This window comes from Cupriavidus sp. KB_39 (genome assembly GCF_052114485.1).
Lineage (GTDB): Bacteria > Pseudomonadota > Gammaproteobacteria > Burkholderiales > Burkholderiaceae > Cupriavidus.
On sequence record NZ_JBFREV010000005.1, the window covers coordinates 67,098 to 82,307 of the forward strand.

Sequence of the window (15,210 nt, forward strand, 5' to 3'; positions counted from 1 at the left end):
CGGAGTCAGCAGCATGCCCACGTTTCACGTCGAGATGTTCGAAGGCCGCACGGTCGAGCAAAAGCGCAAGTTTGTCGAGGAAGTGACGCGCGTCACCTGCGAGACGCTGGGCTGCTCGGTGTCGGCAGTGGACATCATCATCACCGATATCAAGCGTGAGAACTGGGCCACCGGCGGCGCGCTCTGGATCGACAAGAAGTAAAGACCCGCCCATGCAGCACTTCGCCTCCGACAACTACGCCGGCTTCTGCCCGGAATCGCTGAAATACTTCCTCGAGGCCAACGCCAGCGGCCACGAGAAGGCCTATGGCGACGATTCCTGGACCCAGCAGGTCTGCGACCGCATCCGCAACCTGTTCCAGACCGACTGCGAGGTCTTCTTCGTCTTCAACGGGACGGCGGCCAACTCGCTGGCGCTGTCGTCGCTGTGCCAGTCGTACCACTCGGTGATCTGCCATGAACTGGCGCACATCGAGACGGACGAGTGCGGCGGGCCGGAGTTCTTCTCGAACGGCTCCAAGCTGCTCACGGCGCCCGGCGTCAACGGCAAGCTGACCGCCGATGCGGTGGAGGCGCTGGTCACGCGGCGCACCGACATCCACTATCCGAAGCCGCGCGTGGTCTCGCTCACGCAGTCGACGGAAGTCGGCACGGTCTACACGGTGGAGGAGGTGCGCGCCATTGCGGCCATCGCCAAGCGGCGGCAACTGCGCGTGCACATGGACGGCGCGCGCTTCGCCAATGCGGTGGCGGCGCTGGGCGTGCATCCGTCCGAGATCACCTGGCGGGCTGGCGTGGATGTGCTGTGCTTCGGCGGCACCAAGAACGGCCTGCCGATGGGCGAGGCCGTGGTGTTCTTCGACCGCCGCCTGGCCGAGGACTTCGCCTACCGGGTGAAGCAGGCCGGGCAGTTGGCCTCGAAGATGCGCTTCATTTCCGCGCCGTGGTTGGGCATGCTCGAGAACGATGTCTGGCTGTCCAACGCCCGCCATGCCAACGCGATGGCGCAACTGTTGCACCAGCGCATCGTCGACATTCCCGGCGTGCGCATCATGTTCCCGACCGAATCGAACGCGGTCTTCGCCGAACTGCCGCTGCCGGCCTTCGAGGCCTTGCGCGCCAAGGGCTGGCTGTTCTACACCTTCATCGGCGCGGGCGGTTGCCGGCTGATGTGTTCGTGGGACCTGCAGCCCGAGACCGTGGAAGCGTTCGCCGCCGATATCCGCGCGGCCTGCGCCCTCTGAACCCCTGGAGCCCCCTCCGATGCAACCGTACCGTTTCTGCCCCCAATGCGGGGCGCCGCTGGAGCACTTGCCGATGTCCGGCCGCTATCGTTATGCCTGCGTGCAGGACGGCTGCGGCTTCGTGCACTGGAACAACCCGCTGCCGGTGCTGGCGGCGGTGGTCGAGTACGAGGACAAGCTGCTGCTGGCGCGCAACGCGGTATGGCCGGAGGGGATGTTCGCGCTGGTCACCGGCTTCATGGAGCGCGACGAGACGCCCGAGCTGGGCGTGGCGCGCGAACTCAAGGAGGAGACCAATCTCGACACGGAATCCGCGTCGCTGATCGGCGTCTACGAGTTCATGCGCAAGAACGAGCTGATCATCGCCTATCACGTGAAGGCGACGGGGCGCATCGAACTGTCCGAGGAACTGGCCGAATACAAGCTCGTGGCGCCCGAGAAGATGCGGATCTGGAACGCCGGCACCGGCTTTGCCGTGGCCGATTTCCTGGAGCGGCGCGGGCTGCCCGTGCGCTTCTTCGACCGCGCCTCGGGCGAGGACATCCCCGACCCGCGCCGGCCGACGGACTTCAGCCTTGTCGCCGCTTCGTTACAATACGGCATCGACCAAAAATAAGTGGGATGAGAGGAATGGACTTCCAGAAAGAAGTGGACGCGCGCGGCCTGAACTGCCCGCTGCCGATCCTGCGGACCAAGAAGGCGCTGGCGGACATGGCCAGCGGCGACGTGCTCAAGGTGCTGGCCACCGACCCGGGCGCCACGCGCGACTTCCAGGCCTTCGCCAAGCAGACCGGCAACGAGCTGCTGTCGCACGCCGAGGTGGACAAGGTGTTCGTGTTCTACATGAAGCGCCGCTAAGACCGCCTGGCCCCCGGCCATAAAAAAAGCCGCCTCGATCGAGGCGGCTTTTTCATGCCGGGGCGGAACGCTTATCCGCGCTGGGCCAGATAGGCGCTGAACTCGTCGCGCACTTCCGGGTGCTTCAGGGCGAACTCGACAGTGGCCTTCAGGTAGCCGAGCTTGCTGCCGCAGTCGTAGCGCACGCCGTTGTAGCGGTAGGCCAGCACCTGTTCCTGGTCGAGCATCGACTGGATGGCATCGGTCAGTTGGTACTCGCCGCCGGCACCCGGCTTCAGTTCACGGATGTGGTCGAAGATGCGCGGCGTGAGGATGTAGCGGCCCACCACGCCAAGGTTCGACGGGGCGTCCTCGGGGGCCGGCTTCTCGACGATGCCGGACATCTTGATCACGCGCTCGTCCCATTCGCGGCCTTCCACCACGCCGTAGGAGCGGCTTTGTTCCGGCGCGATCTCTTCCACGCCCAGGACCGAGCAGTTGTAGTGGTTATAGACGTCGACCATCTGCTTCATGATCGGCACGTCGCCGTCGAGCAAGTCGTCCGCCAGCATGACCGCGAACGGCGTGTCGCCGACCAGCTTGGCCGCGCACAGCACGGCGTGGCCCAGGCCCAGGGCCTCGGGCTGGCGCACGTAGTAGCACTCCACGTGCGCAGGCTTGATCGAACGCACCACATCGAGCAGGGCCTGCTTGTTCTTGGCTTCCAGCTCCATTTCCAGTTCGTACGCCTTGTCGAAATGGTCCTCGATGGCGCGCTTGGAGCGGCCCGTGACAAAGATCATTTCCGTGATGCCGGCGGCCATGGCTTCTTCCACGGCGTACTGGATTAGCGGTTTGTCCACCACTGGCAGCATTTCCTTGGGACTCGCCTTGGTCGCGGGGAGGAATCGGGTACCTAGCCCAGCGACCGGAAAGACGGCCTTGGTGACGCGGTTTTCCATTTCAGCTTTCCTTTTCAATCCGGTGTAACACCGTGCCGTACAGGGAGGGCGCCGTCTGTCCGGCTTCGTCCGACGCTGACGTAACAGTCACATGTCGTTACACATGAACGAGGCCGGATACCAGTCGAGTTGCAACTTTCGTGCCGGTGGCGCAGAAGTGGCGAACCCGTCAGGCGGGCAGACGCTGTAGTTGATCCTGGAGCTTGGCCAGCGTCTGTTCGAAATCCGACAAACGCTGTGTTTCCTGCGCCACAACCGCGGGCGGCGCCTTGGCCACGAAGGCTTCGTTGGTCAGCTTGCCCCGGCATTTGCCGATTTCATTGCTGATCCGGTCGATCTCCTTGCCCAGGCGCACGCGCTCGGCTGCGACGTCGATCTCGATCTTCAGCAGCAGGTGATTGCCGCCGACGATGGCCACCGGCGCCCCGGCGCCTTCCTTCTGGAGGGCGACCTCGTCTTCGAACACCTTCACCTCGGAAAGTTTCGCCAGCGCCTGGATTTGCGCCGCCGCGGCGTTCAGGAAGGTGCTGTCGCCGTGCGTGTAGAGCGGAATGCGCTGGGCCGGCGAGATGTTCATCTCGCCCCGCAGGTTGCGGCAGGCGTCCACCACGGCCTTGAGCTGGGCCACCCAGGCTTCGGCGGCTTCGTCGATCTTGGCGGCGGCCGGCAGCGGGTAGGCCTGCAGCGCGATGGTCTCGCTGCCGTCACCCTTGGCGCGGCCGGCCAGCGGGGCCACCTTCTGCCAGAGTTCCTCGGTAATGAACGGGATGATCGGGTGCGCCAGGCGCAGTACCGTCTCCAGCACGCGCAGCAGCGTGCGGCGCGTGGCGCGTTGCTGGGCCTCGGTGCCGGTCTGGATCTGCACCTTGGCGAGTTCCAGGTACCAGTCGCAATACTCGTCCCAGACGAACTTGTAGATTGCGCTGGCGATATTGTCGAAACGGTATTCGTCGAAGCCCTTTTCGACTTCGCCTTCCACGCGCTGGAGCAGCGAGACGATCCAGCGGTCTGCCTGCGAGAAGTGCAGGTAGCCGTCCGGGCCGCAGTCGTTGCTGCACGGGCCCATGCCGCAATCATGGCCCTCGGTGTTCATCAGCACGAAGCGGGTGGCGTTCCAGAGCTTGTTGCAGAAGTTGCGATAGCCCTCGCAACGGCCCGTGTCGAAGTTGATATTCCGGCCCAGCGTGGCCAGCGAGGCGAAGGTGAAGCGCAGGGCGTCCGCGCCGAACGCGGGAATGCCGTCCGGGAACTCCTTCTTCGTCTTCGATTCGATGCGCGGCGCGTCCTTCGGGCGGCGCAGGCCCGTGGTGCGCTTCTTGAGCAGCGGGGCCAGCTCGATGCCGTCGATCAGGTCCACCGGGTCGAGGGTGTTGCCCTCGGACTTGCTCATCTTCTTGCCTTCGGAGTCACGCACCAGGCCGTGCACGTACACGGTGTGGAACGGCACCTGGCCGGTGAAGTGCTTGGTCATCATGACCATGCGCGCCACCCAGAAGAAGATGATGTCGTAGCCCGTGACCAGCACCGACGACGGCAGGAAGTGCTCCAGTTCCGGCGTCTGCTCGGGCCAGCCGAGTGACGAGAACGGCACTAGCGCGGACGAGAACCACGTGTCGAGCACGTCTTCCTCGCGGCGCAGCGGGCCGGTGCTGCCGGCCGCCTGCGCCTTGGCGCGGGCGTCTTCCTCGGTGCGGGCGACGAAGCAGTTGCCGGCGTCGTCGTACCAGGCCGGGATCTGATGGCCCCACCAGAGCTGGCGGCTGATACACCAGTCCTGGATGTTGGCCAGCCACTGGTTGTACGTGCTGTTCCAGTTCTCGGGCACCAGCTTGATCTCGCCGCTCTGCACGGCGTCCAGCGCCACTTCGGCGATCGAGCGACCCGGATAGAACGTGCCCTCGGGGGCCGGCTTGCTCATGGCGACGAACCACTGGTCGGTCAGCATCGGCTCGATCACGCTGCTGGTGCGCTCGCTGCGCGGCACCATCAGCTTGTGCTTCTTGACCTCGCCCAGCAGGCCCTGTTCCTTCAGGTCGGCCACCATCTTGTCGCGGGCCTCGAAGCGGTCCATGCCGGCGTAGGCGGCCGGCGCGTCGGCGACGATCTTGGCGTCCAGCGTCAGGATCGAGAGCTGCGGCAGGTTGTGGCGCTGGCCCACCGCGTAGTCGTTGAAGTCATGGCCCGGCGTGACCTTGACCACGCCCGTGCCGAAGGCGCGGTCGACGTATTCATCGGCAATGACGGGGATCTGGCGATCGGTCAGCGGCAGGTGCACGAACTTGCCGATCAGGTGCGCGTAGCGCTCGTCCTCGGGGTGGACCATCACGGCGGTGTCGCCGAGCATGGTTTCCGGGCGCGTGGTGGCCACGGTCAGGTGCGTCAGGCCGTGCACGGCGTCCGGCTCGGCCAGCGGGTAGTGGATGTGCCAGAGCGAGCCTTCCTCCTCCACGCTGTCCACTTCGAGGTCGGACACGGCCGTGCCCAGCACCGGGTCCCAGTTGACCAGGCGCTTGCCGCGATAGATCAGGCCCTGTTCGAACAGGCGGACGAATACCTCGGTCACGGCCTGCGACATCTCGGGCGACATCGTGAAGTACTCGCGCGTCCAGTCGATCGACGCCCCCATGCGGCGCACCTGGCGCGTGATGGTGGAGCCCGACTCCTCCTTCCACTCCCAGACCTTCTCGACGAACTTCTCGCGGCCGAGGTCATGGCGCGACACGCCCTGGGCTTCCAACTGGCGCTCCACCACGATCTGCGTGGCGATACCCGCGTGATCGGTACCCGGCACCCACAGCGTATTGGCGCCGCGCATGCGCGCGTGGCGCGTCAGGCCGTCCATGATGGTCTGGTTGAACGCGTGGCCCATGTGCAGCGTGCCGGTCACATTGGGCGGCGGCAGCTGGATGGCGAAATCGGGACGATTGGCGTCCATCGTGGGCTGGGCGATGCCGCGGCGCTCCCATTCGGGGCCCCACTTCTCCTCGATGGCGGCGGGTTCGAAGCTCTTGGCAAGGGACTGGTCTTGGGCGGTCATGCTGGGGATGTCGAGGTATGCGGGTCGGGGCTGGGCGGTGGGCGGACTGATCGAAATCCATCGAAACCAGTCGGCGCGCCACGGCGTCGGGCCGGGAAAACGTCAAATTATAGGGGAGGCGGGGGTGCCGGTGCGCATTTGCCGACGCCGACGGCTGCCGGGTGCCGCTGGCGGCCCCGGTCCCCCCGGTATAATTGCCGCCATTCCCCGGCCCCACGCGGCCAAAAGGCCCCTTCCCCGATGTCCAGCCTGCTTGCCAATCTCAACGCCGAACAACTCGCCGCCGTCACGTTGCCCGATGAACCGGCCCTGATCCTGGCGGGGGCGGGCAGCGGCAAGACCCGCGTGCTGACCACCCGCATCGCCTGGCTGATCCAGAACGGCCGGGTGTCGCCGGCCGGCGTGCTGGCCGTGACATTTACCAATAAGGCGGCCAAGGAGATGCAGACCCGCCTGTCGTCCATGCTGCCCATCAACACGCGCGGCATGTGGATCGGCACCTTCCACGGGCTCTGCAACCGGATGCTGCGCGCGCACTTCAAGGACGCCGGGCTGCCGCAGACCTTCTCGATCCTGGACACCCAGGACCAGCTTTCCGCGCTCAAGCGGCTGCTGAAATCGCTGAATGTCGATGACGAGAAGTATCCGGCCAAGAACGTCCAGTACTTCATCAACAACGCCAAGGAGCAGGGGCTGCGCCCCCGCGACGTGGAGGCGAACGACGATTTCAACCGTCGTTTCGTCGACCTGTACGCCGCCTACGACGAGCAGTGCCAGCGCGAAGGCGTGGTCGATTTCGCCGAGTTGCTACTGCGCTGCTACGAACTGCTGCGCTACAACGACGCCATCCGCCAGCACTACCAGCACCGCTTCCGCCACGTGCTGGTGGACGAGTTCCAGGACACCAACGTGCTCCAGTACCAGTGGCTCAAGCTGCTGGCCGGTTACGGCACGGGTAGCGCGGCGGCCGTGTTCGCCGTGGGCGATGACGACCAGAGCATCTACGCGTTTCGGGGTGCCAACGTCGGCAATATGCGCGACTTCGAGAGCGAATTCCGCGTGCGCCACCTGATCAAGCTGGAGCAGAACTACCGCTCGCATGGCCACATCCTCGATTCGGCCAACCACCTGATCGCCCACAACGCGCGGCGGCTGGGCAAGAACCTGCGCACGGACGCGGGCCACGGCGAGCTGGTGCGGGTGTTCCAGGCCGGCTCGGACGGGCAGGAGGCCTCGTGGATCGTCGAGGAGATCCGCGACCAGATCGCCCAGGGCATGTCGCGCTCCGAGATCGCCATCCTGTATCGCAGCAATGCGCAGTCGCGGGTGATCGAGCACGCGCTGTTCTCGTCCGGCATCGCCTATCGGGTGTATGGCGGCCTGCGCTTCTTCGAACGGGCCGAAGTGAAGCATGCGCTCGCTTATCTGCAGTTGATCGAAAACCCGCGCAACGACGCGGCGTTCGGGCGGGTGGTCAACTTCCCGACGCGCGGCATCGGGGCGCGTTCGCTGGAGCTGCTCCAGGACGCCGCGCGCCAGTACAACGTCTCGCTCTCCGAGGCCGTGGCCTACGTGCCGGGCAAGGCGGGCAGCACGATGGGCGCGTTTATCCGCCTGATCGAGCAGATGCGGGCCGAGACGCGGCGCATGACGCTGCCGGAGACGGTGGAGTATGTGATCAACACCAGCGGCCTGATCCAGCACTTCCAGAACGAGAAGGAAGGGCAGGACCGCATCGAGAACTTGCAGGAACTGGTCACCGCCGCGCAGGCTTTCGTGGTGGAAGAGGGCTATGGGCTCGACGCGCTGGCCAGCGTGCTGCCCGCCAACCGGATCGGCGACGCCGCGCCAGTGCTGGCCGATGGCGACCAGGTGCTCCAGGTGCTCGATCCCGAGCAGTTGCCGGTGGTGATGACGCCGCTCGTGGCCTTCCTGACCCATGCCTCGCTGGAGGCCGGCGACAACCAGGCCCAGGCTGGCCAGGACGCGGTGCAGATGATGACCGTGCACGCGGCCAAGGGCCTCGAATTCAACGTGGTGTTCATTACCGGGCTGGAAGAGGGCCTGTTCCCGCACGAGAACAGCGCGATGGAGGCCGATGGGCTCGAGGAGGAGCGCCGCCTGATGTACGTGGCGATTACCCGGGCGCGCGAGCGGCTCTATATGTCCTTCGCCCAGAGCCGCGTGCTGCACGGCCAGATGCGATATCACATCCGCTCGCGCTTCTTCGAGGAGTTGCCCGAGGCGTCGCTGAAGTGGATCACGCCGCCGGCACAGGCCTACGGTGCATACGGTGGTGGCAGTGGCGGTGGCTATGGCCGCAACCGCCAGGGCGGCGGGGAGCGGGAAAGCGGCTGGGGCCGCGACTGGTTCAAGAAGCCCGAGGACGTGCCCTACAGCGGCACCCGGCCCACGGGCGGCATGGACACCGGCAAGAACTACGCCGAGGAAAAGCGCGCGGCCGACACCGGCTTCCGGGTCGGCCAGAACGTGTTCCACAACAAGTTCGGGGAAGGCAAGATCACGGCGCTGGAAGGCGAGGGCGCCGATGCGCGCGCCAATATCAACTTCAAGCGCCACGGCGCCAAGTGGCTGGCGCTGGCGGTGGCCAAGCTCGACACCATCGACTAAAGCCGGGTCCTGGCCGGGGGCAGCTCCGGCCAAGTGCTTAATACGTCACGGATTGACGTTCTGGGTGTCGGTGGCCTCGGCCGGCACGATGTTGAAGCAGCCGCGATAGGTGGCGTAGAACGAGCAGTACAGGATCGCCAGCATCAGCAGCGAGTACGGCGTGACCAGGAACGACAGCACCGTCTCCGCGCCGATCGCGGCGAAGATTACCTCCAGGAACAGCGGCAGCGCCACGATCAGGACGGCGAACAGGCCGGCGTAGGCGAAGAACGCGCCCCGGTTGCGCCAGCAGGCCGTCCAGCTGAAGAACAGCGCCTTCACCGGCGGCACGCCGTGCCAGGCAGTCAGCATCGGCGCGAACCAGAACAGCATCGCGATCGGCGTGTAGAGCGCTGCCCCGGTCAGCATGGCCAGGTAGAGCTGGCGCATCGCGTCCGGCGTGGGCTCCTCGCCCTTCAGCACCACCTGCGCCAGCGCGCCGATATCAACCAGCGACGTGGCGATCAGGCTCAGCAGGAACACCAGCGCCGCATAGATGCCGCCCAGCACGAACAGATGCCGCATGGCCTGCTTGCCATTGCTGCGGAACCCGGCCAGCAGCACGGTCGGTAGCACGCGCTTGCTCTGGATGACATCGCGGCAGGCCGTCATCACCCCCACGTTGATGCCCGGCGTGACCACCAGCAGCGCGATGATGCCGAACAGCGGCACGAAGATCGCGAGCTGCGCGGCAATCAGGTAGATGAACAGCAGCATCAGGAACGCGAGCGGGTTCTTGCGGAACAGCCAGATACCCTGGCGGAACCAGACGTAGCCTTCCTTGGCGGGAACTTCCAGTAGTTGCATGGCGAATCAGATCCAGGGGAGCGGTGCGGCGTCGTCGAGACGGCGGCGCAGGATGCGTTCGAAGTGGGTCGGATCGTGCGGCTGGAGCATGTCGGCCTCGCGCGGCAGGAAAAAGTCCCACAGACGCGATACCCAGAAGCGCAGCGCGCCCGCACGGAGCATGTCCTGCCAATGCGCGGCCTCGGTGGCCGTGAGCGGCCTCACCGCATGATAAGCCCGCAGCATGGCCTGCGCCCGGTCAACGTCCAGCGCGCCGGTGGGCAGGTCGATACACCAGTCGTTCACGGTCACGGCCAGGTCGAACAGCCACTTGTCGTTGCCGGCGAAGTAGAAATCGAAGAAACCGCCGAGTTGCGGCGCGCCGCTGGCGTCGGTGTCGAACAGGACGTTGTCGCGGAACAGGTCGCAGTGGCACGGGCCGCCGGCCAGCGCGGCGTAGTCGGCGCTGCCGAAGAACGCGGTCTGGTGGGCGATCTCGCCGGCCAGCAACTGGCGCTGGGCCGGGTCGAGGAACGGCAGGATCTCGGGCTCGGTCTGGCGCCACCAGGCCAGGCTGCGCAGGTTGGGCTGCTGGCGCGGATAGTCCTGCCCGGCCAGGTGCATGCGGGCCAGCATGGTGCCCACCTCGGCGCAGTGGCTGGCCTGCGGGGACAGTTGCGACGCGCCGGAGAGCCGCGTGACGATGGTCGCCGGCTTGCCCTTGAGCGCGCGCAGGATTTCCCCGTCGCGCGCGGCCACGGGCGCCGGCACGCTGATGCCGTGTCGGGCCAGATGGTCCATCAGGTGCAGGTAATACGGCAGCTGCGCGAAGGTCAGCCGCTCGAAGATGGTCAGCACGTACTCGCGCGTGACGCCATCCTGCTCCATGGTCAGAAAGAAATTGCTGTTCTCGATCCCGGAAGCAATGCCGCGCAACGCGCGGACTTCGCCAAGGTCGTAGTCAAGCAGCCAGCGGGCGATCTCGTCCTGCGAGACCGTGGTGAATACGGCCATACTGTTTTATTGGTGCGAATCGGGCGCGGCAGGCCGGTCTGGACAAAAACCGTCCGCCGCCGCGGCATGACTGCCGGAGGGCCGGCGCGATCCGGTCGGGCGTTGCCGTCCGGCCGGGTCGTGGGTGAAAAGGGTCGTTGAGACGCTCAGAACTTCAGGTTGACCGACGGCACGCGGTTCACGTCATGGTCACGAATCTTGGGCGAGCTGTCTTCCGGCTTGCTCATCTCGTACTTCGTGCCCACGCCGGAGCGTACCTGGATATCGGTGGCCTGCCCCTTGTTCCGGTACTCGGTCACCTGGGTCCCATCGCGCTCACGCAGCACGAAACTCGGCTCGCGCGGCTGGTTGAGCTGGCTTTTCGACGCGGGCGCGATCGGCTGATTGTTGATCTGGTTCAGTTCTTGTTGTGTCAGCGCACTGCTTTCCGCGTTGCCCTGTGCGGCGGCCAGGGCCGGCACGAGTGCCAGCACGGTCGCGGCGAGCACGGCAGCCGGGTGCGAGGGGGAGGTCATCTGGGGCTCCTGTGCGTGCGGGCCGGCAGGCCCCGCCACGCGGATTGAGTCTGCGGCCCGGCGGCGCCGGACCTGGCAGACTGACAGGCTTCCATTCTAGCAATTCCTGCCGCCCACGGGCCGCTCTCGTGACCCCCGGGGCACCCCGGCACGTGCTGCCTGCGCCCCCTGGCTGGCCGGGGACGCCGCCAATGCCTTACAGATAGAACATTTCTTCCTTAGGCGGAATCGGGTGATCGCCGCCGCGCTTCTCGTAATAGTCATAGACCGCCTCCAGCACTTCCTGGGGCTCGTCCACGATCTTCATCAGGTCGAGGTCGTGCTCGGCGATCAGGCCCATCGGCAGCAGCGTGAAGCGGAACCAGTCCAGCAGGCCCTTCCAGAACCGGCTGCCGTACATCACCACCGGCACCGAGCGCGACTTGCCGGTCTGCACCAGCGTGAGCACCTCGGCCAGCTCGTCCAGCGTGCCGAAGCCGCCGGGCATGACGATGAAGGCGTCCGAATTCTTCACGAAGGTGACCTTGCGCGTGAAGAAGTGGCGGAAGCGCATGGCGATGTCCTGGTACGGATTGCCCTGCTGCTCGTGCGGAAGCTCGATGTTCAGGCCGACGCTGGCGGACTTGCCGGCGTGCGCGCCCTTGTTCGCCGCTTCCATGATGCCGGGGCCGCCGCCGGAGATCACCGCGAAGCCGGCGTCCGAGAACAGCCGGGCAATCTCGATGGTCTTCTGGTAGTACGGCGAGTCCTCGCGCAGGCGCGCGCTGCCGTAGATCGAGACCGCCGGGCGGATCTCCGAGAGGTACTCGGTCGCCTCGATGAACTCTGCCATAATCGTGAACATTTGCCACGAGGCACGCGCCTTCTTCGCGGTGGCGCGGTCTTCATCCGCCAGCGCGCGCAGGCTCGGAATCATCTTGCGTGGGTTGGCACGCGCAGCTGCCGCCGCGGCAGCTGCATCCTGGGCTTCGGGCGATTTGCCCGCCGCCGCGGCATCGGCTTTCGCGGCGATGGCGGCGGCATGCGCCGAGGCCTTCTCGGGCGGCGGGTTCACGGTATCGCCGGAGATGTCGGAAACGTCCGTATCGGCCAGGGGGCCGGTCGCTGCGCCACCAGCAGGGGCGCCAGTCAATTTAGAGTCCATGGGAATGTCGGATAGTCAAAAAACGCTTTTGCTCGTCGATGGATCGAGCTACTTGTATCGCGCGTATCACGCTCTGCCGGACCTGAGGAATGGCGAAGGGCTGCCTACAGGGGCAATCTACGGCATGATCAACATGTTGCGCAAGCTGCGCAACGACTTCCCGGCAGAGTATATCGCTTGCGTGTTCGACGCCAAGGGCAAGACGTTCCGGGATGCGCTATACCCCGCATATAAGGAACATCGCCCGTCCATGCCCGAGGATCTGGCCAGGCAGATCGAGCCGATCCACGAGGCCGTGCGCGCGCTGGGCTGGCCGATCGTGGTGGTGGAAGGCGTGGAGGCCGACGACGTGATCGGCACACTGGCCTGCCAGGCCACGGCACAGGGCGTGCGTACCGTGGTATCCACGGGCGACAAGGACCTCGCGCAGCTGGTGAACGACCACGTCACGCTGGTCAACACCATGAGCGGCGAAGTGCTCGATCCGCCCGGTGTGGTGGCCAAGTTCGGCGTGCCGCCGGAGCGGATCGTCGACTATCTCTCGCTGATTGGCGATGCGGTGGACAACGTGCCCGGCGTGCCCAAGGTGGGTCCGAAGACCGCCGTGAAATGGCTTGCCGAATACGGCACGCTCGACACCATCATGGCCGGTGCCGATGGCATCAAGGGCGTGGTGGGCGAGAACCTGCGCAACACGCTCGACTGGCTGCCGCGCGCCCGGGAGCTGGTCACGGTCAAGACCGACTGCGACCTCAGCGACGCCGTGGCGGACTTCCACGCGCTGCGCGAACTGGGCGAGGACAACGAGAAGCTGATCGCCTTCTTCTCGCGCTATGGTTTCAAGACCTGGCTGCGCGAGGCCACGGGCGAATCGCTGCCGAACGCCCGTGCCGCCGCCCGCTCGTCGCGTGCCGGCGCCGCGCCGGCGCCTTCGCCGCAGGGCGGGCTGTTCGATGGCCCGGCCGATGTGTCGACCGACCTGCCGGCACCCGACACCACCCCGGCCGAGATCCGCTACGAGACCGTGACCACCGAGGCTGCACTCGACGGCTGGATCGCCCGGATCGTCGACGCGCCGCTGACCGCCATCGACACGGAAACCACCTCGCTCGACCCGATGCAGGCCCAGTTGGTGGGCCTGTCGCTGTCGGTGGAGCCCGGCGAGGCCGCCTACATCCCGGTCGCCCATCGCGGCCCGGACGTGGCCGGCATGGATAACCACGGCCAGCTCTCGCGCGACTACGTGCTGGAGCGCCTGCGCCCGTGGCTGGAAGACCCGGCGCGGCCGAAGCTAGGCCAGCACCTGAAGTACGACTCGCACGTCTTCGCCAACCACGGCGTCAAGCTGCGCGGCATCGCCCAGGACACGATGCTGGAAAGCTACGTGCTGGCCTCGCACCGCAATCACGGCATGGACAGCCTGGCCGAGCGGTTGCTGAACCTGAAGACGCTGACCTACGAGGAAGTCTGCGGCAAGGGCGCCAGCCAGATCGGCTTCGACCAGATCGACCTCCAGCGCGCCACCGAGTACGCGGCCGAGGATGCCGACGTGACGCTGCGCCTCCATCGCAAGATGCATCCGCAGCTGGACGCGGCAGACGGGCTCAAGTACGTGTACGAGAATATCGAGATCCCGGTCTCGGTGGTGCTTCAGAAGATCGAGCGCAATGGCGTGCTGATCGATGCCGCGCGGCTTGGCGCGCAGAGCGCCGAACTCGGCCAGCGCATGATGGAACTGGAAAAAGCCGCCTTCGAGGCCGCTGGCCAGCCGTTCAACCTCGGTTCGCCGAAGCAGATCGGCGAAATCCTGTTCACGCAGATGAAGCTGCCGGTGGTCAAGAAGACCGCCAGCGGGGCGCCGTCCACGGACGAAGAGGTGCTGCAGAAGCTGGCGGAGGACTATCCGCTGCCCAAGCTGCTGCTCGACTATCGGGGTCTGTCGAAGCTCAAGTCCACCTACACGGACAAGCTGCCGAAGATGGTCAACCCGCAGACCGGACGCGTGCACACGAGCTACGGCCAGGCCACGGCCGTGACGGGCCGGCTGGCCTCGACCGAGCCGAACCTGCAGAACATCCCGGTGCGGACCGAGGAAGGCCGGCGCATCCGCGAGGCGTTCATCGCCGCGCCGGGCAACGTGATCGTCTCCGCCGACTACTCGCAGATCGAGCTGCGCATCATGGCCCATATCTCGGGCGACGAGAACCTGCTGCGCGCGTTCGCCAACGGCGAGGACATCCACCGCGCCACGGCGGCCGAGATCTTCGGCGTGGAGCGCGAGGCGGTGTCCAGCGAGCAGCGCCGCTACGCCAAGGTCATCAACTTCGGTCTGATCTACGGCATGAGCGCGTTCGGGCTGGCCAGCAACCTCGGCATCGAGCGCGAAGCGGCCAAGCACTACATCGACCGCTACTTCATGCGCTACCCGGGCGTGGCCCACTACATGGAAGAGACGCGCCAGACCGCGCGCGAGCAGGGCTACGTGGAAACGGTGTTTGGCCGCCGCCTCTGGCTGCCCGACATCAACGGCGGCAACGGCCCGCGCCGCCAGGGCGCCGAGCGCGCCGCCATCAACGCGCCGATGCAGGGCACGGCGGCGGACCTGATCAAGCTGTCGATGATCGCCGTGCAGGACTGGCTCGAGCGCGACAACCTCGGCACGCGCCAGATCATGCAGGTGCACGATGAACTGGTCCTCGAAGTGCCGCAGGCCGAACTCGAGCTGGTGAAGACGCGCCTGCCCGAGCTGATGTGCTCCGTGGCGACGCTGCGCGTGCCATTGGTGGCCGAAGTGGGCAGCGGCAGCAACTGGGAAGAGGCGCATTGAAGGTGACGCCTCTCCTGCATGCGGATGCGTACAGGAGAGGCGTTGCGGTGAATGCGCGACATCATCGCGTGGAGGCTTGCCAGTTCTATTGCCGTGCAGCAAACTGGCAGCAACGAACATGATCCGCGCGACGCCACAACGACAACATAATCCTCGCCGACGCGGGTCGACACC

Annotated in this window: 12 protein-coding genes; 6 read left to right on the plus strand and 6 right to left on the minus strand. The window is 66.1% G+C overall.

The features are described from left to right. Window positions 1-13: 13 nt before the first annotated feature. The 4 genes from AB4Z27_RS05430 to AB4Z27_RS05445 are packed head-to-tail and all read left to right on the plus strand — an operon-like array spanning window position 14 to window position 2,102. On the plus strand, window positions 14-202 hold the full coding sequence (locus AB4Z27_RS05430; RefSeq protein ID WP_092290396.1) for a 4-oxalocrotonate tautomerase: 189 nt from the start codon (window positions 14-16) through the stop codon (window positions 200-202). 10 nt (window positions 203-212) lie between these two features. After that, window positions 213-1,244 carry a threonine aldolase family protein gene (locus AB4Z27_RS05435; protein ID WP_441644022.1) on the plus strand — a complete coding sequence of 344 codons (1,032 nt, stop codon included), beginning with the start codon at window positions 213-215 and terminating at the stop codon, window positions 1,242-1,244. Window positions 1,245-1,263: 19 nt separating this feature from the next. Then, window positions 1,264-1,860, plus strand: coding sequence for an NUDIX domain-containing protein (locus AB4Z27_RS05440; RefSeq protein WP_441644023.1), 597 nt, complete (start codon window positions 1,264-1,266; stop codon window positions 1,858-1,860). A gap of 14 nt (window positions 1,861-1,874) precedes the next feature. Next, a complete protein-coding gene (locus tag AB4Z27_RS05445; protein WP_092134760.1) occupies window positions 1,875-2,102 on the plus strand; it encodes a sulfurtransferase TusA family protein in 228 nt (75 codons plus the stop codon). A gap of 71 nt (window positions 2,103-2,173) precedes the next feature. On the opposite strand, the gene galU is transcribed toward AB4Z27_RS05445, so the two are convergent. Both galU and AB4Z27_RS05455 read right to left on the minus strand, forming a co-directional pair. Next, on the minus strand, window positions 2,174-3,043 hold the full coding sequence (galU, locus tag AB4Z27_RS05450) for a UTP--glucose-1-phosphate uridylyltransferase GalU (protein WP_092290390.1): 870 nt from the start codon (window positions 3,041-3,043) through the stop codon (window positions 2,174-2,176). 169 nt (window positions 3,044-3,212) lie between these two features. Beyond that, the gene (locus AB4Z27_RS05455; protein ID WP_092290388.1) at window positions 3,213-6,080 is read right to left on the minus strand and encodes a valine--tRNA ligase; all 2,868 of its coding nucleotides are present in this window, start codon (window positions 6,078-6,080) and stop codon (window positions 3,213-3,215) included. 240 nt (window positions 6,081-6,320) lie between these two features. Between AB4Z27_RS05455 and AB4Z27_RS05460 the strand changes: the two genes are divergently transcribed. Beyond that, entirely contained in the window at window positions 6,321-8,711 is a 2,391-nt protein-coding gene (locus tag AB4Z27_RS05460) for a UvrD-helicase domain-containing protein (protein ID WP_441644024.1), read from the plus strand. Window positions 8,712-8,756: 45 nt separating this feature from the next. Here the strand turns inward: AB4Z27_RS05460 and AB4Z27_RS05465 are convergent, their stop codons facing one another. The 4 genes from AB4Z27_RS05465 to AB4Z27_RS05480 all read right to left on the minus strand — a co-directional run bounded on the left by AB4Z27_RS05465 (window position 8,757) and on the right by AB4Z27_RS05480 (window position 12,209). Then, window positions 8,757-9,557 carry a BPSS1780 family membrane protein gene (locus AB4Z27_RS05465; RefSeq protein WP_441644025.1) on the minus strand — a complete coding sequence of 267 codons (801 nt, stop codon included), beginning with the start codon at window positions 9,555-9,557 and terminating at the stop codon, window positions 8,757-8,759. 6 nt (window positions 9,558-9,563) lie between these two features. Continuing rightward, window positions 9,564-10,550 (minus strand): homoserine kinase, encoded by a 987-nt coding sequence (locus tag AB4Z27_RS05470; RefSeq protein ID WP_092290382.1) that lies wholly within the window; start codon window positions 10,548-10,550, stop codon window positions 9,564-9,566. A 146-nt stretch (window positions 10,551-10,696) separates the two neighbouring features. Further along, the gene (locus tag AB4Z27_RS05475; RefSeq protein ID WP_092290380.1) at window positions 10,697-11,065 is read right to left on the minus strand and encodes a DUF2782 domain-containing protein; all 369 of its coding nucleotides are present in this window, start codon (window positions 11,063-11,065) and stop codon (window positions 10,697-10,699) included. A gap of 196 nt (window positions 11,066-11,261) precedes the next feature. After that, window positions 11,262-12,209 carry a TIGR00730 family Rossman fold protein gene (locus AB4Z27_RS05480; protein WP_441590580.1) on the minus strand — a complete coding sequence of 316 codons (948 nt, stop codon included), beginning with the start codon at window positions 12,207-12,209 and terminating at the stop codon, window positions 11,262-11,264. 4 nt (window positions 12,210-12,213) lie between these two features. Between AB4Z27_RS05480 and polA the strand changes: the two genes are divergently transcribed. Next, window positions 12,214-15,036 (plus strand): DNA polymerase I, encoded by a 2,823-nt coding sequence (gene polA, locus AB4Z27_RS05485; protein WP_441644026.1) that lies wholly within the window; start codon window positions 12,214-12,216, stop codon window positions 15,034-15,036. The last annotated feature ends 174 nt before the right edge of the window (window positions 15,037-15,210 follow it).

Coding starts and splice junctions, on each gene's coding strand:
- AB4Z27_RS05430 (WP_092290396.1), top strand. CDS start 14: ATGCCCACGTTTCACGTCGAGATGTTCGAAGGCCGCACGGTCGAGCAA.
- AB4Z27_RS05435 (WP_441644022.1), top strand. CDS start 213: ATGCAGCACTTCGCCTCCGACAACTACGCCGGCTTCTGCCCGGAATCG.
- AB4Z27_RS05440 (WP_441644023.1), top strand. CDS start 1,264: ATGCAACCGTACCGTTTCTGCCCCCAATGCGGGGCGCCGCTGGAGCAC.
- AB4Z27_RS05445 (WP_092134760.1), top strand. CDS start 1,875: ATGGACTTCCAGAAAGAAGTGGACGCGCGCGGCCTGAACTGCCCGCTG.
- galU (WP_092290390.1), bottom strand. CDS start 3,043: ATGGAAAACCGCGTCACCAAGGCCGTCTTTCCGGTCGCTGGGCTAGGT.
- AB4Z27_RS05455 (WP_092290388.1), bottom strand. CDS start 6,080: ATGACCGCCCAAGACCAGTCCCTTGCCAAGAGCTTCGAACCCGCCGCC.
- AB4Z27_RS05460 (WP_441644024.1), top strand. CDS start 6,321: ATGTCCAGCCTGCTTGCCAATCTCAACGCCGAACAACTCGCCGCCGTC.
- AB4Z27_RS05465 (WP_441644025.1), bottom strand. CDS start 9,557: ATGCAACTACTGGAAGTTCCCGCCAAGGAAGGCTACGTCTGGTTCCGC.
- AB4Z27_RS05470 (WP_092290382.1), bottom strand. CDS start 10,550: ATGGCCGTATTCACCACGGTCTCGCAGGACGAGATCGCCCGCTGGCTG.
- AB4Z27_RS05475 (WP_092290380.1), bottom strand. CDS start 11,065: ATGACCTCCCCCTCGCACCCGGCTGCCGTGCTCGCCGCGACCGTGCTG.
- AB4Z27_RS05480 (WP_441590580.1), bottom strand. CDS start 12,209: ATGGACTCTAAATTGACTGGCGCCCCTGCTGGTGGCGCAGCGACCGGC.
- polA (WP_441644026.1), top strand. CDS start 12,214: ATGTCGGATAGTCAAAAAACGCTTTTGCTCGTCGATGGATCGAGCTAC.